This is a genomic window from Glutamicibacter sp. BS14, from assembly GCF_056934375.1.
The window spans coordinates 330,679-350,509 of sequence record NZ_CM167801.1; the positions used below are offsets into that span (position 1 = coordinate 330,679).

Here is a 19,831-nt window from a genome sequence, read left to right on the forward strand (position 1 = left end):
CTGAGCTAGCTCAGCTTGCCGCCGGATGCTTCCAAATAGCAGGCAGCGCACAGCGACTCGTACCAGACCTCTTCACCGTCGATGGCGACCTGGTCTCCGTCAAAAACAATGTGGTCACCTGATCTGCGGGTATTGAACATGGCCTTGCGCCCGCAACGGCAGATGGTCTTCAGCTCTTCAAGCGAGTGCGCCAGTTCCATCAAGCGTGCCGACCCCGGGAAGGCGCGGGTGCGGAAGTCGGTACGGATACCGTAGGCGAGCACCGGGACATCATCGAGCACGGCGATGCGCAGCAGATCATCGACCTGGGTGCGGGAGAGGAATTGCACCTCGTCGACCAGCAGGCAGGCTACCGGCGGCGCATCCACATGCGGCAGCAAGGCATCAGGGTCATCGCCGAGGCAATGGGCCGCGAACTTCTCGCGGAGGTTCTCTTCCGGCCCCACGCTGAAGTCGACTTCCCGTTCAATTCCCAGGCGGGAAACGATTGATTTCTCGCCCTTGGTGTCGACTCCCGGCTTGGCCAGCAGGATACGCTGGCCGCGTTCTTCGTAGTTGAAGGCAGCCTGCAGCAAGCTCGTGGATTTGCCCGAGTTCATCGCTCCGTAGCGGAAATACAGCTTGGCCACCATTGCTCCTCGAAAGTTGCGGTGCCTGCCAACTGGCAGGCCCCTTAAGATCTTAGTGCCCGCGCCGCGGATCGCCAGCGAACCGGCACCGCGGACGATTGCCCTGCTATTTCACCGCAGGCTGTTTCTTGCCGGCGAAAACCAGCCTGTAGAGCACCGACATCACGATGACGAAGGGAACACCGAAAATCAGGGTGTACTTGAATTCCGGCACGAAGAACGAGGTCACCAGCAGGCCGCCGAGCAGTACCGAGCCGAAAATCGACGCGGCCGGGTAGCCTGGCAGCTTGTACTCCAGGACGGCCCGGTCCAGGCGCACCTGGCGGCGGAAGGACACGTGGGTCACCAGGATCATGAACCACGTCGCCAGGGCACCGAAAGTAGCCAGCGACATCATGATGCCGAAGCCTCCCTCCGGAACCAGCGCGTAGACCAGTGCTGCCACGGCGATGCCTCCGGCAGACATCCACACCGCGTGGATAGGAGCGCCCGCGCTGTTGGTCCGGTGTGCCAGGCGCGGCGCGTGCCCGGAATCGGCCAGCGAATGCAGCATGCGGGTTGCCGCATAGAGCTGGGCGTTCATGGCCGAGAGCGCGGCAATGATGAGCACGAAGTTCAGTACCGAATCGGCGAACGGGATACCCATCTGGGACATCACAGTGACAAATGGCGATCCTCCGGCCAGCAGTTCGCTGGTGGGCGCCACCGCGAGGATCAGGGCCATGGTGAACACGTAGAAGAGCAGCAAGCGCAGGAAGGAGACCTTGAAGGCCTTGCGTACGGCAATCTTGGGGTTCTTTGCTTCTGCGGCGGCAATGGAGATCGCCTCGATGCCCATGTAGGAGAAGATCGCCACGATGACAGCGGTCCACATGCCGAACAGGCCATTGGAGAAGAAGCCGCCTTCGGCCGAGTAGTTATGGAACCCGTATTGGTCGCTGGGGTCGTGGAACACCAGCCAGAGGGCAATGATGATGAACGCGACCACCGCGAAGACCTTGATCGCGGAGAACCAGTATTCGGTGGTTCCGAAGATCTTCACGCTGGAGAAGTTCACGCCCAAAAGCGCAGCCGAGAAGACAAGGACCCAAACCAGCCCTGGAATCTCGGGGAACCAGTACTGCATGTACTCGCCTACCGCGCTGACTTCGGTGCCCACGGCGAAGATCAGCGCAGACCAGTACAGGTATTTGGTCAGGTACCCGGCGAAACGTCCAAGATAGCGTTCTGCGTAGACCCCGAAGGAACCGGCCACCGGCTGCTTTACGGTCATTTCCGCCAATGCGCCCATGACCAGCAAGGCGACGACCCCGCCAATGAGGTAGCTGATGATCACCGAGGGACCGGCCATGGCGATCGCGAGCTTGCTGCCCGCGAAAAGACCGGTGCCGATGGCACTGCCCAGCGCGATCATGGACATCTGCCCAGGAGTCAGCGACTTCTTCAAACCCGAACCGACTTCAGTGGCGCGTACCGGCTGCTTGCCCAACGATGCTCCCTTTAGACCTATGCGAACAGCACGGCATCGAAAATGCCGTGCTGCTGTTAAGGTTACTCTCGCGCAGATTCGCCGGCTTCGGCGCACCAAGACCCGAAAGCGGCGGAATTTGCGTTATGTCACGGCATTACGCACGGCGTACTCTTCGCGCTGCCAGGCATTGGTGTGCAGAATTTCACGCAGTTTCTCCACGGCATCCCAGATATCGGTACGCGTCAGGTACAGCGGGGTGATGCCAAAGCGCAGGACTTCCGGTTCGCGGTAGTCCCCGATGACGCCCTGGTCAATGAGCGCAGCGATGATTTCGTACCCATGCTCATGGCGGAAGCTGACGTGGCTGCCGCGAGCAGCATGTTCGCGTGGAGTCACCAGTTCCAGGCGGTAGCCGGCGCAGCGGGTTTCAACCAGCTCGATGAACAGGTCCACTAGCTCCAGCGAGTTGGCGCGCACCTTGTCCATGTCCGCTTCCAGCGCGATATCCAGGCCGACCTCGATCATGGCCAGTGAAGTAACCGGCTGGGTACCGCACATGAAGCGGCGAATGTCATTTGCTGGCGTGTAGCTGTCAGCCATCTCGAAGGGCGACTTGTGCGACCACCAGCCGGACAGCGGCTGCCAGAAACGTTCATGGTGGCGGGCATTGACCCAGATGAAAGCCGGAGAGCCCGGGCCGCCGTTGAGGTACTTGTAGGTGCAGCCCACAGCGTAGTCGGCATCTGCGGCATTCAGGTCAATCGGTACTGCACCTGCGGCATGGGCCAGATCCCAGACCACCAGGGCTCCGGAGCCGTGGATGGCTGCAGTGGTCTCGCCCATGTCCCACATGGAACCGGTGCGGTAGTTCACATGCGACAGGGCAACCACGGCGACAGTTTCGTCCAGTGCGGCGCGCAGCGAGGACTCTCCATCGATGAGCTTCACCTCATAGGCCACACCGGTTTCCTGCGAGAGCGAGTTGACCAGGTCGGCCAACCCCTCGGCGATATAGATGTCCGTGGGGAAATTGTCTCGTTCGGTGAGAATCACCCGGCGCTGCGGGGCATCGGCCTTCTGTGTGCGCAGTGCCGAGGCCAAGGCCTTGAACAGATTCAGCGTGGTGGTATCGGTGATCGCAGTCTCGCTGGGGTTCGCGCCCAGCAACCGCCCCAGCTTGTCGCCGAGCTTCAGCGGCATCTCGAACCAGCCGGCGGTGTTCCAGGAACGGATCAGGCCCTGGCCCCATTCTTCGGTCACCACCTGGGCGGCGCGTTCGGCTGCACCCTTCGGCAACGCGCCCAATGAGTTGCCATCGAGGTAGATGACGCCTTCCGGGAGGTTGAAGCGGTTGCCAAAGGCCACCAGCGGGTCTGCCGCGTCCAATTGGGCAAGGGACTCTCGGGTCAGTTCCGTGGTCATTGGATCTCCTGTTCGGCCAAGATCAAAGCGGGAGGACTTCCGTTCTCCCTGGTGCATCCATCGTAGAATCTAGTTCGATATAGTGCGACCAGATCCAAACTTTTCCAAAGAATTGAGTTGATTAGCCGTGGCAGGTTCATTATGGACGGTTCAAGGCGATGCCATGCCGAATCCTGTTCGCGTCGACGAAACGGATCTGTGCATTCTCACCGAGCTGAGCAAGGATGCTCGAATTGCCAACAACGTCTTGGCTGCCACAGTCGGCTTGGCGCCATCGACCTGCTTGGGCCGGGTGAAAGCACTCTCCAAGGCGGGGGTGATCACCGGTTACCATGCCGCGATCAATGAGCGTCTTCTTGGTGTTGCCGTCAACGCCATGATCTCTATTGTGGTCTCGTCCACAGCCCGAGACCGCTTGCTCTCCTCGGCGCATCAGCTCAAAGAGCTCGCCGAGGTCAAGGAAGTCTTCGTTCTTGGCGGCTCGCCGGATTTGCTGGTTCGGGTGGCTACCCGAAGCATCGAAGACCTACGGGCATTCGTGGCCGCGCACTTGGGCTCCAACCGCGCGTTCTCATCCACCCAGACGGTAATTATCTTCGAGCACCTGGCTTAGCCGAGACAGGCTTTTTGTCATCTAACGGCGTCTCTCATCTATATCTCATTTATTTCAGCCACAATGAAAAACATGGGAAAGGAAGCTTTGCGCCGCGTCTTTGCGACAATCGCTGTAATCGCAGTCGTGTTTCTTGGCGCTTTCGGAATCAGCCAAGCCTTGGAAGGTCCGGCGGACCAGGACCTCGGGGAAGGGTTCATCTTCGAAGAAGCAACTCCGTCTCCGACGAGCGGCACCCCCAACAGCCCCTCCTCCTCGCCTTCTGCCCCAGCGACTGGATCCCAAAAGCCGTCTTCCAGCTCGAGCACCTCCGCCAAGCCGAAAACCTCGGAAAAGCCTAAGCCTAGCGCTACCCCGACACCGAAGCCCAAGCCGAAACCTCCAGCACCGGCACCGCCAAAGAAGACCGTCGTTCCGCTGCCTCCTTCGGGCACCCAGTACGACGATGATGACGACGACGATGACGATTACGACGACTACGACGATGACGACGATGACGACGACGATGACTAGAGCGCCAGAACGCCGCTGGTCCATCCGAGCACGGGTCCTGACCGGCATGATGCTCCTGGTAGGCCTGGCCCTGCTGACAGCGGGTACCGCGAGCTTTGCGGTTCAACGCCACGAACTGAATGAACGCCTCGACGAGTCATTGACCCGCACCGTCAAGGAATTCGAAGTTCTCACCGATACTGGTGTCGATCCGCGAACCATGGAACGCTTCAAGCACGCCGAAGACTTGCTGTATATCGCAATGCAACGCACCCTGCCCTCCCCGAAGCAGGGCATGCTCTCCCTGGTTGGTGACGAGGTGCGTTGGACCGCACCGGATATCGTCAACACCCGACTGGAAGATGATCCGGAATTCCTCGAATGGGCCAGAAGCGTCCAGGACGCCAACCATATCCGCTTGGGAACTGTCGACACGGACATCACGACCTACCGCGCCGTCGTTGTTCCGGTTAGCCTCCCTGCAGACCACGAGCATGGCGCCTTCGTGCTGGCCTATGACTACTCTGCCGAGGCCATCGCCAACGACCGCAACTTCATGATCTATGGTGCCGTCGGCGCCTCGGTCATGCTCGTGGCCGCACTGGCCGCCTGGCTTGTGGTTGGACGAATGCTCGACCCGATTCGCCGCCTGCAAACTACCGCGCAGCAGATCTCGGAGACCGACGTATCCCAGCGCATTGAAGTTTCCGGAAACGACGAATTCGCTGAACTGACGGTCACAGTCAACGAAATGCTGGATCGCCTTGAAGGTGCGCTCAGCTCCCAACGCCAGCTGCTTGATGATGTCGGGCACGAACTGCGCACGCCGGTGACTATCATCAACGGGCATCTGGAACTGATGGATCCCAACGATCCGGACGACGTTGCCCAGAGCCGCGATATCGCCATGGACGAGCTCGGGCGCATGTCCTTGCTCATCAATGACCTAGTCACCCTGGCAAAGTCCAACCGCACGGATTTTCTCCAGGTGGAGCCGGCAGAAGTCGGCAAGCTGCTTGACGACATCCTCGACAAGGCCCGCGGCCTGGGGCCTCGCCAGTGGCGCGTGGACTACCGCACCGAGGCCACCGTGGCTCTCGACCCGGTCCGGACCACCCAAGCCATGCTGCAGCTCTGCGCCAACGCGGTGAAGTTCTCTGCTGCGGATAGCCGTATCGGCTTGGGCAACGAGATCGTGCGCGATGGGCATGGCAACACCACCTTGCGCTGGTGGGTATCCGATGCGGGCGTGGGCATCCAGGCTGAAGATCTTGAACGTATTTTCGAGCGCTTTGGACGGGGCCAGAACTCTGTTCGTTCTTCGGGGTCCGGCCTGGGGCTGAACATCGTGCAGGCCATAGCGGAGACCCACGGCGGACGCGTGTGGGTGAACTCGGAACATGGCAAGGGTTCGACGTTCTACATTGACATGCCGTTGACGACTGGAAGCAAGGAAGCATGAGCCAGATACTGATCATTGAAGATGAACCGCGAATCAGTTCGTTCGTAGCCAAGGGGCTGCGTGCTGCGGGACTGACCTCATCCATCGCAGAAACCGGGCATGATGGCTTCACCCAGGCCATTGACGGTGACCATGAGCTGATCATCCTCGACCTCGGCCTGCCGGATGAAGACGGCTTCTCGGTATTGCGGCGTCTGCGCGCCGCGCAGATCGATACTCCGGTGATCATCCTGACCGCACGCGGCAGCGTGGAAGACACGGTAGCCGGCCTGCAGAACGGTGCCGATGACTACATGGCCAAGCCATTCCACTTCGATGAGTTGCTGGCGCGGGTGCGCTTGCGCCTGCGCGCCGAGGACAACGCACCCGAGGTTTCCTCACTGGCCCACGAAGACCTGAACATGGACCTGCTGCGCCGCCGGGTGACGGTCAATGAGCGCGAAGTCGACCTTTCCGCGCGTGAATTCGCGCTGGCCGAAGCCTTCTTGCGCAACCCCGGCCAAGTGCTCAGCCGCGAGCAGTTGCTTTCCCGGGTCTGGGGCTATGATTTCGATCCAGGGTCCAACGTGGTGGATGTGTATGTCCGCTACCTGCGCAACAAGCTCGGCTCGGAACGTTTTGAGACGGTACGCGGATTCGGCTACCGACTCGCCTCCGAGCGCTAGCCGAATCCTGCACGGAATCTAGCGCAACGTCGGGTCCGGAACGAAGCTCTGCTGGAGCAAACGGCTCCAGCGATTGGCCGGCAGCTGCGGGTTCAGCAGTGCAATGCCGATGCAATACTTGGACATCGATACCTCTCGGATGCCCAGCTCGGCCAAGGCCTGGTCCGACGCGCCCCGGCCATCAGCGGACTTGGTCTCCACGACAACCAGGTCCGGTCCGTCAACCCTCGAATCGCCGTTGGCGTATTCCAGTTCCACGTCGCAGGTCAGCCGTTCGCCATCGATGGGGTTCACGAAAGTTGCACGCCGGTAGGCACTGTCCAGCACAGGTTGCAGTTGGGGCACGTCCTGCCCGTACTCGCTGCGCAGGACCGATTCCAGGAACTCGAGATTCTCTTCGGTCAGCTCGCCGGCGCTGTCCAGATCCTGCTCGACGCGGTGCTTCACCGTCGAGCCGCGAAGCCCCTTGGTCTTGATCTCGAACATCGACAGCCCGGTGTCAGCATAAGTGCGCGAGCGCACCTTGTATCGCCGTCGCCGCCCCTGGCGGTGGGCGCGGTACTGGTCGTAGTCCTCGGTATCGAAATACACCGATTCGTAGCGGAAGGTGCGCAGGCCATCGATCTGCATGATCTTGAATTGATCGCCCAAGCGCTCGGATAATGCCGTGAACTCCTCTGGGGCCAGCAGGAACTTCTTGTCGACTCGGGTCTGCAGCGCGGCTTCGGAAATCACGTCTTCGAGACTGATCGGTTCCCGGCCGATGACGGCTTCTTCGAGAGCGGCTCGCGCCTGGGAGACGACGAGGTCCGCTCCCTTGGCCGCATATGTCGTCATCAGGACCACGTCTCCTGCTTGGCTCCGTTCTGCGCTGCCGGTGCAGACTGGCTGTTCGCCAATTCATAAGTGCCGGAGAAGGTCTCGGATGCGCTGGCCTTAGCAGTGGACTTGCCTCCGGCCATGTTGGTGCGGAAGCGGACATCAACGATGGTCAGATCGCGAACCATATCCAGCTCGACAACTACTGTTCGCAGCACCTTGGCATCCAGCAGTTCTTCCAATGCAGCCTGCAGATCCGCCTTCTTCGGGTAGGCACGTTCCAGGGTCACAGTCTGGCGCTCGGTGCGCGGAGCGAAGCTCGGGTGATCCGCCAGGAACATGACTAGCACGAGGGCTGCGGTGGCCGACGGAGCCAACCATGCCGGATCCGGGTGCAGGCCGTTGACCAAACCAATGGCCAGCGAAATGAAGTAGTAGGCGACTTCTTCCTGGGTCAGCGTGTCTGAGCGAAGGCGAATGATTGAGAGGATGCCGAAGAGCCCCAGCCCCAGCCCCATGCCTGCGCCGCTGCCTGAAAGCAGCAAGGTGACCGCGAAGATTCCCATGCTCAAGGCGATATATGCGAGCACGAGGTCGCGGCGGAAGTGGCGGCGGAAGTATACGAAGTACACCAGAACCGTAATGCCGATGACGTTTGAGGCTAGTCCCGTCCAGAATGACAACATTGCTATCCCTTTCAAAAGTGTGAAGTGATGATCCCTTCTTTATGAACTTTAGGTGAACTAAATGAGTCTAAAAGTAGAACATCATGAGAACGCCCTCATGTTACTGAATAGGTCTTGACTTGCATGTTTGCCTTCTGCTGACGGAGAGGGTGCCGTCTGGCTGGTTCTACTCAGCTTCCGCGCACCCGAGTTCTCTTATTTCTTGAGCATGCCCTCGAAGCGTTAAACAGCTAACGGCGGCTATTCTCTTTGCGAGAATAGCCGCCGTTAGCGGTTGGAGTATCGCTTACTTGCCAGCTTCGATTTCAGCCTTGGCCGTCGAATCCGAATCGTTCAGGAACTTGCCGATGCGGTCGACTTCTTCAGTCTCGCCGATGGCTGCGGCCGCACGGCCCAGCGCATAGAGCGAGCGAAGGAAGCCGCGGTTTGGCTCATGGCGCCAAGGCACAGGGCCCTGTCCGCGCCAGCCGGCTTTGCGCAGCGAGTCCAAGCCTCGGTGGTAGCCAACTCGTGCGAACGCGTACGACTCCACTACGCGGCCCTCACTGTGCGCTTCGTTGGCAAGCAGCGCCCAAACCAGTGACGAGGCAGGGAATTTTGCCGCCAAGTCCGTGGCTTCATCACCGGCTTCATAGCGTGCCAGCACTTCGGTTTCTTCCGGAAGCAGGGTTTCCGGGATACCCAGCAGGTTTTCTCCGACCATGGTTACTTCAGCGACTTTCCGGCCGAGCCTAGCTGCTGGGCAGCTTCAACGATGCGGGCAGCCATGGACTCTTCAGCCTTGGCGCCCCAAACGCGCGGGTCATAGGTCTTCTTGTTGCCAACTTCGCCGTCGATCTTCAGCACGCCATCGTAGTTGCCCAGCATGTGGCCTGCGACCGGACGGGTGAATGCGTACTGGGTGTCGGTGTCGATGTTCATCTTGATCACGCCGTAGGCAACAGCGTCAGCGATTTCCTGCTCGGAGGAGCCCGATCCGCCGTGGAATACGAGATCGAATGGGTTAACCTTGCCGATTTTGGCACCAACCTGGGCCTGGATATCCTTCAGGATCTCTGGGCGCAGCTTTACGTTGCCTGGCTTGTAAACGCCGTGGACGTTGCCGAAGGTCAGCGCGGTGATGTAGCGTCCCTTTTCACCGGCGCCCAAAGCCTCGATGGTAGCCAGGGCATCGTCGACGGTGCTGTACAGCTTGTCGTTGATCGCGTTCTCGACGCCATCTTCTTCGCCGCCCACGGCACCGATTTCAACTTCGAGGATCTGCTTCGCGGCAGCGGTGCGTGGCAGCAGTTCAGCAGCAATACGCAGGTTCTCTTCGAGGGTCTCAGCCGAGCCGTCCCACATGTGGGAGTTGAAGAATGGATCGCGGCCTGCAGCGACTTCAGCCTCCGAAGCGGCCAGCAGCGGCAACACGAAACCGTCCAGCTTGTCCGCTGGGCAGTGGTCGGTGTGCAAGGCGATGTTCACGCCGTAGTTCTTGGCAACCTGGCGCGCGAAGGCCGCGAAGCCCAGCGAGCCGGTAACCATATCCTTGATGGATGCACCAGACCAGTATGCGGCGCCGCCGGTGGAGACCTGGATGATGCCGTCGGATTCAGCCTCTGCGAAGCCGCGAATTGCGGCGTTCAGAGTCTGCGAGCTGGTCACGTTCACTGCTGGGAAGGCGTAGCCGCCTGCCTTGGCAGCATCGATCATTGCATTGTACTTATCGGGGGTTGCGATAGGCATGCTTCACTCCTGGTGATTAGCGAGGTTACGCGTCTCCATTGACGGCGGTTCGCCATCCATCCTATCGGCTATGTCACTAACTAAGCCCTAAATCTCGTATCGTGACACGGGGAATTCCGGGGTTTACCGCAAAGCAAACGGCCAACCCAGATGAGAGCTTGTCTCATTATGGTTGGCCGCTGGCTTTTTACGTTCTCTATTCGGTTGTTGCGCTTACATAGGTGCTTCCCGACGGAGCTAGCTGTGTCTTGGTCGTGGTGCTGGGCACTGATGCAGAGCTCTTGGAAGCCGCCGGAGTTTCGGTTCCGGTCGAGGTCGACTTCGACGAATCCGTCTTTGGCGCAGGATCTGACTTCGTTGGAATATCCGTAGCGACTTCTTCTTCTGGCTTCGTTGGCGCTGGAGCTGGAGCCTCCACCTCATCAGTAGCATCCGGATCTTCGGGTCCGTCCGTAGCGCCTGGACTCTTCGTAGCGTCTGGACTCTTCGAATCGTCAGGGCTCTTGGAACTATCTGGGCTCTTCGAGCTGTCAGGGCTCTTCGAACCGTCCGGGCTCTGTGAACCATCTGGAGACTGCGAACCGCTCGGACTTTCACTCTCGCTCGGCGACGGGCGCTGTGACTCCGATGGGCTTGGCTTCGGCCGTGGAATGCTTGGAGTGTCATCCTCGGGGACAATGACGTCTGGATCCGGGCCGCTTGGAGCCCGATCAGGAACCCGGGAGCCGTTGCCCTTGGGAGCACTGCCCGCATTGACTGTCAGCCGCTGCGAATTAATCATCGCCTCGCGCTGGCCCGGAATGGTTGGCAGGTAGTTGCGCGGATCATGCCAACGGCCGTCGATGATGACCTCGAAGTGCACGTGGCAACCGGTCGAGTTGCCGGTAGTGCCAGCCAGGGCGATCAGTTCACCCTGCTCGACTCGCTGCCCCACCTTGGCAATCAACTTCGAATTGTGGCTGTAGCCAGTCTGGACATTGCTGCCGTGGTCGATAGTCACGCGCATGCCGGAGTGACCAGCCCATGCCGATACGGTCACCGTTCCAGCTTCAGAAGCGTAGACCGGCGAGCCGCAGGAAATAGGGTAGTCCTGGCCAATGTGGATCTGGTTGCCAGGACCGGTAGGGTTGGCACGCCAGCCATAAGGGCTGGAAATACTGCGGGTCTTGACCGGGTGCATCAGTTGCAGGTCGCCAGGCAATTTGCCGAGCTCGCCGACCATGCCCGCAAGCAGAGCTGAGGATTCGTTGTCATTGCCGGACGCTTCTGAGCCCGCGTCAGCGCCATCAAGCATTCCAACGGGACGGCCGTCAATAGCCAGCTCCTTGCCGGAACCGCCAAATGAGTTCAGCGGCGCATCTGCACTGACGTAGACCGGTCCGTTGAACATTGATGGATCTGCCACAGCATCGATGCCTACAGGGATATCGCCCTGCCTGGAGTCACCGGCCTGAGCCATGATCGGGATCGCCAAGGCTCCCGTCAGTCCGAGCGCGGCGACGATAGAAGTGGACCATATAACCAATGGCCTTCTGCGTCGAGGCAGCCCGGGCAACAGCAAGTCACGGTTTACTTGATGACGTCGTTTCACGACCGCCCTCTCCCAGATCACGTTTTCATAACTAAAACCCAGAGTAGGCGGAAAATGATAACTAATCCAGATGCTCGACTAAACTCGTCAGTATTAAATTTCTTGTTAACCTACTTTTTGCCCAAACACGTGCCTGCGTACCCACGCATGCATGGCAATCCCGGCTGCGGATGCCGCATTGATTGAACGAGTCGAGCCGAACTGCTCGATGGACAAGGTGTCCTTGGCCGCAGCGTGGACTTCCGGGCTGAGGCCCGGACCTTCCTGCCCGAAGACCAGCACGCAGTCCTTCGGCAGGTCGTAGGTTTCCAGTGGAACGGAGTCCGGGAAGATATCGATTCCCAGAATCGTCAACCCCTCGCCTTCAGCCCAGGCAACGAACTCCTCCACCGTTGCATGGTGGCGTACGTGCTGGTAACGATCAGTAACCATGGCGCCTCGTCGATTCCAGCGGCGACGGCCGATGATATGGACTTCTTTGGCTAGGAAGGCGTTTGCGCTGCGTACCACGGTGCCGATGTTCATATCGTGCTGCCAGTTTTCAATCGCGATATGGAAATCGTGGCGGCGTTCGTCAAGATCAGCAATGATGGCGTCCATCGTCCAGTAGCGGTACTTGTCCGCGACGTTGCGCCGGTCGCCCTCGGCAAGCAGCTGGGGATCGTATTTTCCGTCGGTTGGCAGTTCCCCCTCCCAGGGGCCCACTCCGATCACATGCTGCGCGCTCGGGTCATTAACTGGTTCATGCGTTTCTTCGTTCACAGTATTAAGCCTAGTTCGTTATGTTCGTGCCCTTGTTCACGGTGCATTTGCGTGCGCCTGTGTAATCTCTTAATAGAACGGGATACTTTCAGTGCCGATAGCTCCCACCACATATTTCCCTAGGGAGGATCCACGCCTCGTGACAACTTCAATCCGCGGTACGCGAACTGTCCACGACATCAAATGCTGGCTCACGGACATGGACGGCGTATTGGTTCACGAGAACCAGGCCATCAAGGGCGCCGCCGAGATGCTGAGCTACTGGCGCGACAACAACCTGCGCTTCCTGGTCCTGACCAATAACTCCATCTACACCCCGCGCGATCTGCGTGCCCGCCTATTGGCCTCGGGCCTGGACGTCCCGGAGGAAAACATCTGGACCTCCGCGATGGCCACTGCAGAGTTCCTGGCTCGCCAGCGCCCCGGCGGCCGCACTTTCGTCATTGGCGAAGCCGGTTTGACCACTGCCCTGCATGATGCGGGGTTCATCATGACCGACCAGAACCCTGACTACGTCGTGCTGGGCGAAACCCGCACCTACTCTTTCGAAGCCATCACCAAGGCCATCCGCCTGATCGAAGGCGGGGCGAAGTTCATCGCCACCAACCCGGACGCTACCGGGCCGTCCACCGAAGGCATTATGCCAGCCACCGGTGCGATCGCGGCCTTGATCTCGCGTGCAACTAACCGCGAGCCATACGTGGTGGGCAAGCCGAACCCAATGATGTTCCGTTCTGCCCTGAACCGAATCGATGCGCACTCGGAAACCACCGCAATGATCGGCGACCGCATGGACACCGATATCGTTGCGGGCATGGAAGCCGGACTGCTGACCGCATTGGTCTACACCGGCATCACCGCCCGCGAGGACATGGACACTTTCCCGTTCCGCCCGGACCTGCAGTTCCCATCCGTGGCGAATCTGCACGCGGAACTCGCCAAGGGTGCCGCTGCAGCGGAAGCGCCTGCAGCCAAGAAGTAGCAGCTAGCGGATTCAGCAAGGCCGGGCTTTTGCCCGGCCTTGCTGCGTTGACGCAAGATTCCGGAAGTATGCTGAAACCGTGACCGAGCAAGTACTGAACGAGGTCCCGAGCGCGCGGAAGCGTGGACGGCCCAAAGGCAGCACCACGGGGACAACTAGAGCGGCGATCCTCAAAGCCGCGTCCAAGGAGTTCTCCCGTGCCGGATACGAGGCAGCCAGCCTCCGGTCGGTAGCGCGCCGAGCCGGGGTGGATCCAGCACTGGTGCACCACTATTTCAAGGACAAGAGCAACTTGTTTGTCCAGACCATGCGCATCCCCGTCAACCCAGGGGAAATCATCGCCGAGGCGGCAACAGCGCCGTTGGAGGAGATGGGCGAGGCGCTGACTCGCGCATTGCTCGCTACCTGGAGCAAGCCGGCTTTCCGCACGGCTGCAACGGCAATGATCCGGGGCTTGGTCTCCAGCAGCAGCGCGGCGAAAATCCTCCGTCCATTCCTGCAAGAGCAGATCTTCTCGCGCTTGGGTGCGCGTTTGCCGGAAGAAAGCGCCGAGCCGAGGGTAGCCCTGGTGGCCAGCCAGATTGTCGGCCTGATTGTCGCGCGCTACATCATTGACTTGGAGCCTTTGGCCTCCATGGATGATGAGCAGGTTATCGAGCTGGTGGCCCCCACCATCCAGCGCTACCTCACCGGCCAATTGCCTGCGTTGAACCATTGACATGCTGCTGGCAGAGGTCCCTAATTCATTATGTGATGAATAAAACGGCTTGTGTCGATGTGCAGCGGCTCGACGTAAGACGCGGAAGGGCATTGGTCCTGGACCACGTGGAATTCCAGCTCGCGCCGGGACGGATCATCGGCTTGCTCGGCCCCAGCGGCAGCGGCAAGAGCACCTTGCTGCGAAGCATCGTGGGCAACCAGGTCATCAGCAGCGGAACAGTGTCCGTTCTCGGAAAGCCCGCCGGGCACAAGTCCCTGCGCAACCGGGTCGGCTACATGACCCAGGCAGCCAGCGTCTATGACGATTTGAGCGTCCGGCAGAACATCGCCTACTTCGCCAAGATCCTCGGCCAGCCCCCAGCAGAAGTGGATCGAGTCCTCGAAGCCACGGACCTGGCGGACCAGGCTGGCCGGCTGGCCATGGGCCTGTCCGGCGGACAGCGCAATCGGGTGTCCTTGGCCATCGCGCTGCTCGGCTCGCCGGAAATTGTCATCCTGGATGAACCCACGGTGGGTTTGGACCCGGTGCTGCGTGCGGATCTGTGGGCGATGTTCTCGCAGTTGGCGGCCACCGGCCTGTGCCTTGTCGTCTCCAGCCATGTCATGGACGAAGCCATGCGTTGCGATGAAATCCTGCTGCTGCGCGAGGGGAAGCTGCTCGGCCAGATGAGCCCGGCTGCATTGATGGAGTCAACTGGTGCAGACAATCCCGAAAATGCCTTCGTTGCCCTGATCGCGGCAAAAGGGAACCAGCCATGAAACGGACGTTCGCCACCGCCGGGAGGGTTCTGGCCCAGGTGCGCCATGACCCGCGGACCATTGCCTTGATGCTCATCGTGCCCAGCCTGCTGATCGGCCTGATCGCATGGATCTTCACCGACACCCCGGCCTTCAGCCGCATTGGCCCGGCAATGATCGCGTTGTTCCCCTTCGTGGTCATGTTCCTGGTAACCAGCATCGCAACACTGCGCGAGCGGCGCAGCGGAACCCTTGAGCGCCTGCTGAGCATGCCGCTGGCCAAGGGCGAATTCATCTTCGGCTACGCGTTGGCGTTCACCCTGGTTGCGATCCTCCAGACCATGATCGCGGTCAGTTTCGCCATCTGGGTTTGCGGCTTGGAGATCGAAGGCAGTTTCTGGCTGCTGTTTGCGGTGGCCGCCCTCGACGCGTTGCTGGGCATCAGCCTCGGCCTGATGGCCAGCGCCTTCGCACGCACCGAATTCCAGGTGGTTCAGTTCATGCCGGCGCTGGTCATCCCGCAGTTCCTGCTGGCCGGAATCATCCTGCCCCGCGAGCAGCTGCCCGGCGCGCTGGAGGCCATCGGCGACTGGCTTCCGCTGTCCCACGCCATCGACGCCCTCTCGGATGCCGCGGCGGGAACAGTGGATTCGGCGACGGCAAGCAGCATGCTGGTCATCGCCGCCTGGATCGCCGCCGCGCTGATCGTCGGTTCCCTGACCCTGCGGCGGCGCACCGCCTAGCGGCTACGCGATGTCCACCGGGGTGTCCAGCACGCGGCCCTCGGCCACTTCGCGCACCTTCCCGGTGATCCGGAACTCGGCCTGCAGTGGCAGGTCCTCGCTGCTGGTTCCCACCAGCGCGGTGAACTTGCCCGGTTCCACAATGCGCTTCCCGGACAGCCCGGTGAACGAGGTCCGGTCCGCATGCACGGTGAAAGCCACGCGCTTCGACTCCCCTGCCTCAAGCTGCACCTTGGCGAAGCCGGCCAGCCAGCGGCGCGGGCGCACCACCTGCGACACCGCGTCAGCCAGGTACAGCTGCACCACTTCGGCGCCGGAGCGCGCTCCGGTATTGGCCACGGTGGCACTGACCCGAATGGTGCCGTCGGCAGCGATTTCAGTTTCCGGCAGTTCCAGACCGGAGATCTCGAAGCTGGTGTAGGAGCTGCCGTAGCCGAAGGGGTAGAGCGGACGCGGATCGAGGTTGGTTACGCCTTCTGAATGCCAGGCCAGCTTGGAAGCCAGGTAGGTGCCCGGCTGCCCGCCGATATGGTCGGGGATCTGCACCGGCAGCTTGCCCGAGGGGTTGACCTCGCCGGTCAGCACGCCAGCCAGTGCCGGCCCGCCTTCCACCCCGGGCATGAAGCACTGGATGATCGCCGCGGTGCGATCAGCGAATTGCCCCAGCGAATACGGACGCCCGGTGACCAGCACCAGAACCGTCGGGGTGCCCGTGGCCAGCACGGCTTCCACCAGATCCCCCTGCCGCCCGGGCAGGCGCAGGTCGACGACGTCGCAGCCCTCCCCCGAGGTGCCACGGCCGAAGAGCCCGGCGAGGTCGCCAACGGCAACCACCGCGACTTCGGCGTTGCGGGCGGCCTGGACCGCCTGGGCGATGCCCGAATCATCCAGATCGGTGAAGTCCACGCCACGGGCATACTCGATCTGCGATCCGGTGAGCGCGGGAGCCTGCTGCAAGGCTTCGAGGATCGAGGCCATCGGCACGCCGTAGTCCTGCTGCTCGGCGAAGCGCGAGTAGACATGATTGGTGAAGGAGTAGCAGCCCAGGTGGGTGCGCGGCTGGGAGGCGCTGGGCCCGATGACCGCCAAGCGTGCCGGGCTGGCCAAGGGCAGGATCTGCTCGTTGCGCAGCAGGATGATCGATTCCTCGGCCATTTTCCGGGCATGGGCACGGTTATCGGCCGAATCCAGTTCCACGTCATCGCCCAGCCAGGCCTGGCGCGGGTTCCAGCCCGGATCCAGCAGGCCCATCTGCAGCTTCTGGGCCAGCACGCGGCGCACCGCGGTGTCCAGGACTTCCTGCTCCAGCGCTCCGGCGCGGACCGCCTGGGCCAGGTTGGCGAAGGCGGTGGTCTCCGGGAGCTCAACGTCCATGCCGGCTTCCAGGGACAGCCGGCCCGCGGCGTCCTCGTCTTCTGCGACTTCGTGCATGCTGTGCAGGAAGCTGACGGACCAGTAGTCCGCCACGACGGTTCCCGCGAAGCCCCAGCGGCCCCGCAGCACTTCGGTGAGCAGCCGGTGGCTGCCAGCGGGCGCTTCGCCATCCACGTCCGCATAGGAGTTCATCACGGACTTCACTCCACCCTCGCGAACCGCGCGTTCGAACGGCGGGAACACCGTGTCTTCCAGCGCCCGGGGGCCCATGGAGACCGGCGCGTGGTTGCGCCCGGCTTGCGAGGCCGCGTAGCCGGCGAAGTGCTTCAAGGTGGCGTGCACCCCCGAGTCCTGCAGGCCGCGCACGTAGGCTACGCCCAGCTCCCCAACCAGGTGGGGGTCTTCGCCCATGGTCTCTTCCACCCGGCCCCAGCGGTAGTCGCGGGTGACGTCCAAGACCGGGGACAGGCCCTGGTGCACTCCCATCTTCAGCATGTCGGCGCCGATGCGCCGGGCCATGCCGCCAATGAGGTCCGGGTTGAAGGTGGCGCCCCAGGCAATGGACGCCGGGTAGCAGGTCGCGCCAAGGGTGGTGAAGCCAGTCAGGCATTCCTCGTGGGCGATGGCCGGGATGCCCAAGCGGTTCGCGGCAATGACCTGTTCTTGCAGCTCGACCAGGCGTTCGCGGCCTTCGGCGGGGGCCAGCGGGATGGTGCCGAAGGCGCGGGTGATATGCCCCAAGCCGTCCTTGATGGCGGTTTCGAAGCTGGGGCCTGCGGTGAAGGTGTCGGCCATCGGCGCGACGTTGCCTTCCCCGTCCTGGTTTTCTTCCTCCGGGCGGATCCAGAACGAGCCCAGCTGCCCGGCTTTCTCTTCCAGGGTCATTTCATCCATGAGCGCGGCGACGCGCTGTTCGGCAGGAAGTGAGATGTCGTGCCAGATTTGCTCGACGGTTTTCATGGCAGTTCCTTGTCTTCAAAGATTTCGATTGCTTGCGGGGGCGGATCAGCCCTTGACTGCGCCCTGCAGTCCATTGACGATGCGCTTCTGCATGGCCAGGAAGAAGATCAGTGCCGGGATCATCGCCAGCGCGGTGAACGCGAAGACGCCGGCGGTGTCGGCCGAGTGCTCGCTGGAGTAGTCGGCGACGCCCAGCGGCAAGGTGCGCATATCCCCTTGCAGCAGCAGCAACGGCAGCAGGTAGGCGTTCCACGAGCCGACGAAGGCCAGTACGCCGACGGTGACCATGCCCGGCCCGGACAATGGCAGCAGGATCCTCCAGAAGAAGCCGATGCGGCTGGCGCCATCGAGCTGGGCGGCTTCTTCCAGCTCCTGGGGCAGCGCCATCAGGAAGGGGCGCAGGATGACCACGGTCATGGGCAGCGCGAAGGCCGCCTGCGGCAGGGCGACGCCCCACCAGGTGTTGCCCATGTCCAGGTCCCGGGTAATCAGGATGAACAGCGGAACAATCGCCACGGTGGCCGGGAACAGCAAGCCGAGCACGAAGACCATGAAGATCGGCTCGCGCAGGCGGAACGTGTAGCGGGCCAGCGGGTAGGCAGCCATGATGCCGAAGACCACCACGACGATGGTGGTGATCACCGCGATCATCGTGGAGTTCAGCGCGTACTGCCAGAAATCCGGGTTCTTCAGCACGCCGGCGTAGTTCTCCAGCACCCACGGCTCGGGAAGGCCTGCCGGGTTCTCGGCCAGCTGCGCGTTGGTGCGGAACCCGCCGAGCACCCCGTAGAGGACCGGGCCCAGGGTGATCGCGACAACCGCCAAGGCGATGGCGTAGACCAGGACGTTTCCGCCTTGCCGGCCGTTGCGCTTCTTGGCGCGTTTTGCCTGGGCGGGGGTGTGCTGGGGCCTGGTAGCCAGGGTGGCGCTCATGCTTTGGCCTTCTTCCGCTTCGTGCGCTCATCATCGGGCTGCGAATCCCGCTTGAGGATGAACTGCTGGTAGGAGATGGCCAGAACCAGGGCGACGATGAACAAGATGACCGAGGCGGCCGCGGCGATCCCGAAGTTCTGGCGCTTGGTTCCTTCCGAAACCAGGAAGCTGGCCATCGTGGTGGTGGCGTTGGCCGGTCCGCCGCCGGTGAGGATCCAGACCATGTCGAAGAGCTGCAGCGAGCCGATCATGGACAAGAAGCCCCAGGTGCGCAGGGTGGGGCCCAGCAGCGGGATGGTGATCTTGCGCTGGATCTGCCACCAGGAGGCGCCGTCGATTTCCGCCGCTTCGTAGAGCTCGGACGGCACCCCCTGCAGCCCGGCAAGGAACAGGATCACCGCCAGGCCAAGGTACTTCCAGGTCAGCACGGCCAGCACGGTCCACAAAGCGAGTTCCGGAGTGCCCAGCCAGCCCTGGGCCGGCCCCTGGATTCCCAGCTTGGACAAGATGGTGTCGATCACCCCGTACTGCGGCTGCAGCAGCTGGAACCAGACCACCCCGGCGATGACTTCGGACAGCACGTAGGGCACGAAGATGATGGTGCGCAGCAGGGACTGGATCTTCATCTTCCGGTTCAGCAGCAGGGCGATGCCCAGGCCGATCGGCAGCTGCAGGGCGATGGAGCCGCCGATGATGACCAGGTTATGGACCAGGGCATCGGTGAACACCTCGTTGCCCAGCACCCGGACGTAATTCTTGAAGCCCACGAAGTCCACTAGCGGGCCGAAGCCCTTCCAGTTGTACATCGAGAAGCGCACGGCCTGGATGATGGGGACCAGCATGAAGACCGCGATCAGCAGCAATGCCGGGCTGACGAAGAACAGGATCTCCAGGTTCTTGCGCCGCTGCGCGGGCTTGCGCGTGCGCTTGGCACCGGCAGGCGGCAGTCCGCTTGGCGTGGAACGCCGCCTTTCGGAAAGCCCTGGGCCACCGCTGGCTGGCGGACTGGCTGCGTAGGTTACTTCTGGGGCCACGGCGTGG

Annotated in this window: 20 protein-coding genes; 8 read left to right on the forward strand and 12 right to left on the reverse strand. The window is 61.7% G+C overall.

What is annotated here, in order from left to right:
• Window positions 1-5 precede the first annotated feature (5 nt).
• From AC1Z36_RS01550 to kynU, 3 genes are all read right to left on the reverse strand, one after another.
• Complete coding sequence (locus tag AC1Z36_RS01550; protein WP_105658007.1) at window positions 6-629, reverse strand: thymidine kinase; 624 nt, start codon at window positions 627-629, stop codon at window positions 6-8.
• A gap of 106 nt (window positions 630-735) precedes the next feature.
• Window positions 736-2,118 (reverse strand): amino acid permease, encoded by a 1,383-nt coding sequence (locus tag AC1Z36_RS01555; protein ID WP_332489391.1) that lies wholly within the window; start codon window positions 2,116-2,118, stop codon window positions 736-738.
• A gap of 123 nt (window positions 2,119-2,241) precedes the next feature.
• A complete protein-coding gene (gene kynU / locus AC1Z36_RS01560) occupies window positions 2,242-3,522 on the reverse strand; it encodes a kynureninase (RefSeq protein WP_332499375.1) in 1,281 nt (426 codons plus the stop codon).
• A gap of 163 nt (window positions 3,523-3,685) precedes the next feature.
• Between kynU and AC1Z36_RS01565 the strand changes: the two genes are divergently transcribed.
• From AC1Z36_RS01565 to AC1Z36_RS01580, 4 genes are all read left to right on the forward strand, one after another.
• Window positions 3,686-4,135, forward strand: coding sequence for an Lrp/AsnC family transcriptional regulator (locus AC1Z36_RS01565; protein ID WP_483561590.1), 450 nt, complete (start codon window positions 3,686-3,688; stop codon window positions 4,133-4,135).
• Between the two features lie 72 nt (window positions 4,136-4,207).
• Window positions 4,208-4,648 carry a hypothetical protein gene (locus AC1Z36_RS01570; protein ID WP_332504260.1) on the forward strand — a complete coding sequence of 147 codons (441 nt, stop codon included), beginning with the start codon at window positions 4,208-4,210 and terminating at the stop codon, window positions 4,646-4,648.
• On the forward strand, window positions 4,620-6,089 hold the full coding sequence (locus tag AC1Z36_RS01575) for a sensor histidine kinase (protein ID WP_483561591.1): 1,470 nt from the start codon (window positions 4,620-4,622) through the stop codon (window positions 6,087-6,089). Before AC1Z36_RS01570 ends, AC1Z36_RS01575 begins: the two co-directional genes overlap by 29 nt.
• Window positions 6,086-6,754 carry a response regulator transcription factor gene (locus tag AC1Z36_RS01580; RefSeq protein ID WP_105657909.1) on the forward strand — a complete coding sequence of 223 codons (669 nt, stop codon included), beginning with the start codon at window positions 6,086-6,088 and terminating at the stop codon, window positions 6,752-6,754. The genes AC1Z36_RS01575 and AC1Z36_RS01580 overlap by 4 nt, the downstream gene beginning before the upstream one ends.
• 18 nt (window positions 6,755-6,772) lie before the next feature.
• On the opposite strand, the gene AC1Z36_RS01585 is transcribed toward AC1Z36_RS01580, so the two are convergent.
• The 6 genes from AC1Z36_RS01585 to AC1Z36_RS01610 form a co-directional block, all read right to left on the reverse strand.
• Window positions 6,773-7,591, reverse strand: coding sequence for a polyphosphate polymerase domain-containing protein (locus AC1Z36_RS01585; RefSeq protein ID WP_400291049.1), 819 nt, complete (start codon window positions 7,589-7,591; stop codon window positions 6,773-6,775).
• A complete protein-coding gene (locus AC1Z36_RS01590; RefSeq protein WP_483561592.1) occupies window positions 7,591-8,259 on the reverse strand; it encodes a DUF4956 domain-containing protein in 669 nt (222 codons plus the stop codon). Before AC1Z36_RS01590 ends, AC1Z36_RS01585 begins: the two co-directional genes overlap by 1 nt.
• A gap of 286 nt (window positions 8,260-8,545) precedes the next feature.
• The gene (locus tag AC1Z36_RS01595) at window positions 8,546-8,962 is read right to left on the reverse strand and encodes a DUF3151 domain-containing protein (protein ID WP_448939637.1); all 417 of its coding nucleotides are present in this window, start codon (window positions 8,960-8,962) and stop codon (window positions 8,546-8,548) included.
• Between the two features lie 2 nt (window positions 8,963-8,964).
• Complete coding sequence (gene fbaA / locus AC1Z36_RS01600) at window positions 8,965-9,987, reverse strand: class II fructose-bisphosphate aldolase (RefSeq protein ID WP_332488809.1); 1,023 nt, start codon at window positions 9,985-9,987, stop codon at window positions 8,965-8,967.
• Between the two features lie 196 nt (window positions 9,988-10,183).
• Window positions 10,184-11,461: a peptidoglycan DD-metalloendopeptidase family protein gene (locus tag AC1Z36_RS01605; RefSeq protein WP_483561593.1), complete on the reverse strand. Its 1,278-nt coding sequence runs from the start codon at window positions 11,459-11,461 to the stop codon at window positions 10,184-10,186.
• A 222-nt stretch (window positions 11,462-11,683) separates the two neighbouring features.
• Window positions 11,684-12,340 carry a TrmH family RNA methyltransferase gene (locus tag AC1Z36_RS01610; protein WP_105657903.1) on the reverse strand — a complete coding sequence of 219 codons (657 nt, stop codon included), beginning with the start codon at window positions 12,338-12,340 and terminating at the stop codon, window positions 11,684-11,686.
• 139 nt (window positions 12,341-12,479) lie between these two features.
• On the opposite strand from AC1Z36_RS01610, the gene AC1Z36_RS01615 reads away from it, so the two are divergent.
• The 4 genes from AC1Z36_RS01615 to AC1Z36_RS01630 all read left to right on the forward strand — a co-directional run bounded on the left by AC1Z36_RS01615 (window position 12,480) and on the right by AC1Z36_RS01630 (window position 15,523).
• Window positions 12,480-13,322 (forward strand): HAD-IIA family hydrolase, encoded by an 843-nt coding sequence (locus AC1Z36_RS01615; RefSeq protein WP_105657902.1) that lies wholly within the window; start codon window positions 12,480-12,482, stop codon window positions 13,320-13,322.
• Window positions 13,323-13,401: 79 nt separating this feature from the next.
• On the forward strand, window positions 13,402-14,040 hold the full coding sequence (locus tag AC1Z36_RS01620; RefSeq protein ID WP_483561594.1) for a TetR/AcrR family transcriptional regulator: 639 nt from the start codon (window positions 13,402-13,404) through the stop codon (window positions 14,038-14,040).
• A 35-nt stretch (window positions 14,041-14,075) separates the two neighbouring features.
• Window positions 14,076-14,801, forward strand: coding sequence for an ABC transporter ATP-binding protein (locus AC1Z36_RS01625; protein WP_133834970.1), 726 nt, complete (start codon window positions 14,076-14,078; stop codon window positions 14,799-14,801).
• Window positions 14,798-15,523 (forward strand): ABC transporter permease, encoded by a 726-nt coding sequence (locus AC1Z36_RS01630; RefSeq protein ID WP_483561595.1) that lies wholly within the window; start codon window positions 14,798-14,800, stop codon window positions 15,521-15,523. Before AC1Z36_RS01625 ends, AC1Z36_RS01630 begins: the two co-directional genes overlap by 4 nt.
• A gap of 3 nt (window positions 15,524-15,526) precedes the next feature.
• On the opposite strand, the gene AC1Z36_RS01635 is transcribed toward AC1Z36_RS01630, so the two are convergent.
• The 3 genes from AC1Z36_RS01635 to AC1Z36_RS01645 are packed head-to-tail and all read right to left on the reverse strand — an operon-like array spanning window position 15,527 to window position 19,824.
• Window positions 15,527-17,857: a glycoside hydrolase family 3 N-terminal domain-containing protein gene (locus AC1Z36_RS01635; protein WP_483561596.1), complete on the reverse strand. Its 2,331-nt coding sequence runs from the start codon at window positions 17,855-17,857 to the stop codon at window positions 15,527-15,529.
• 45 nt (window positions 17,858-17,902) lie between these two features.
• Window positions 17,903-18,790, reverse strand: a complete 888-nt coding sequence (locus tag AC1Z36_RS01640; RefSeq protein ID WP_105657897.1) for a carbohydrate ABC transporter permease — start codon at window positions 18,788-18,790, stop codon at window positions 17,903-17,905.
• Window positions 18,787-19,824, reverse strand: a complete 1,038-nt coding sequence (locus AC1Z36_RS01645; protein WP_105658004.1) for a carbohydrate ABC transporter permease — start codon at window positions 19,822-19,824, stop codon at window positions 18,787-18,789. The genes AC1Z36_RS01640 and AC1Z36_RS01645 overlap by 4 nt, the downstream gene beginning before the upstream one ends.
• Between the last annotated feature and the right edge of the window lie 7 nt (window positions 19,825-19,831).

Excerpts from the sequence above, each read along its gene's own strand:
- kynU (WP_332499375.1), bottom strand. The coding sequence starts at position 3,522 with ATGACCACGGAACTGACCCGAGAGTCCCTTGCCCAATTGGACGCGGCA.
- AC1Z36_RS01565 (WP_483561590.1), top strand. The coding sequence starts at position 3,686 with ATGCCGAATCCTGTTCGCGTCGACGAAACGGATCTGTGCATTCTCACC.
- AC1Z36_RS01570 (WP_332504260.1), top strand. The coding sequence starts at position 4,208 with ATGGGAAAGGAAGCTTTGCGCCGCGTCTTTGCGACAATCGCTGTAATC.
- AC1Z36_RS01575 (WP_483561591.1), top strand. The coding sequence starts at position 4,620 with ATGACGACGATGACGACGACGATGACTAGAGCGCCAGAACGCCGCTGG.
- AC1Z36_RS01580 (WP_105657909.1), top strand. The coding sequence starts at position 6,086 with ATGAGCCAGATACTGATCATTGAAGATGAACCGCGAATCAGTTCGTTC.
- AC1Z36_RS01585 (WP_400291049.1), bottom strand. The coding sequence starts at position 7,591 with ATGACGACATATGCGGCCAAGGGAGCGGACCTCGTCGTCTCCCAGGCG.
- AC1Z36_RS01590 (WP_483561592.1), bottom strand. The coding sequence starts at position 8,259 with ATGTTGTCATTCTGGACGGGACTAGCCTCAAACGTCATCGGCATTACG.
- AC1Z36_RS01595 (WP_448939637.1), bottom strand. The coding sequence starts at position 8,962 with ATGGTCGGAGAAAACCTGCTGGGTATCCCGGAAACCCTGCTTCCGGAA.
- fbaA (WP_332488809.1), bottom strand. The coding sequence starts at position 9,987 with ATGCCTATCGCAACCCCCGATAAGTACAATGCAATGATCGATGCTGCC.
- AC1Z36_RS01625 (WP_133834970.1), top strand. The coding sequence starts at position 14,076 with ATGAATAAAACGGCTTGTGTCGATGTGCAGCGGCTCGACGTAAGACGC.
- AC1Z36_RS01630 (WP_483561595.1), top strand. The coding sequence starts at position 14,798 with ATGAAACGGACGTTCGCCACCGCCGGGAGGGTTCTGGCCCAGGTGCGC.
- AC1Z36_RS01635 (WP_483561596.1), bottom strand. The coding sequence starts at position 17,857 with ATGAAAACCGTCGAGCAAATCTGGCACGACATCTCACTTCCTGCCGAA.
- AC1Z36_RS01640 (WP_105657897.1), bottom strand. The coding sequence starts at position 18,790 with ATGAGCGCCACCCTGGCTACCAGGCCCCAGCACACCCCCGCCCAGGCA.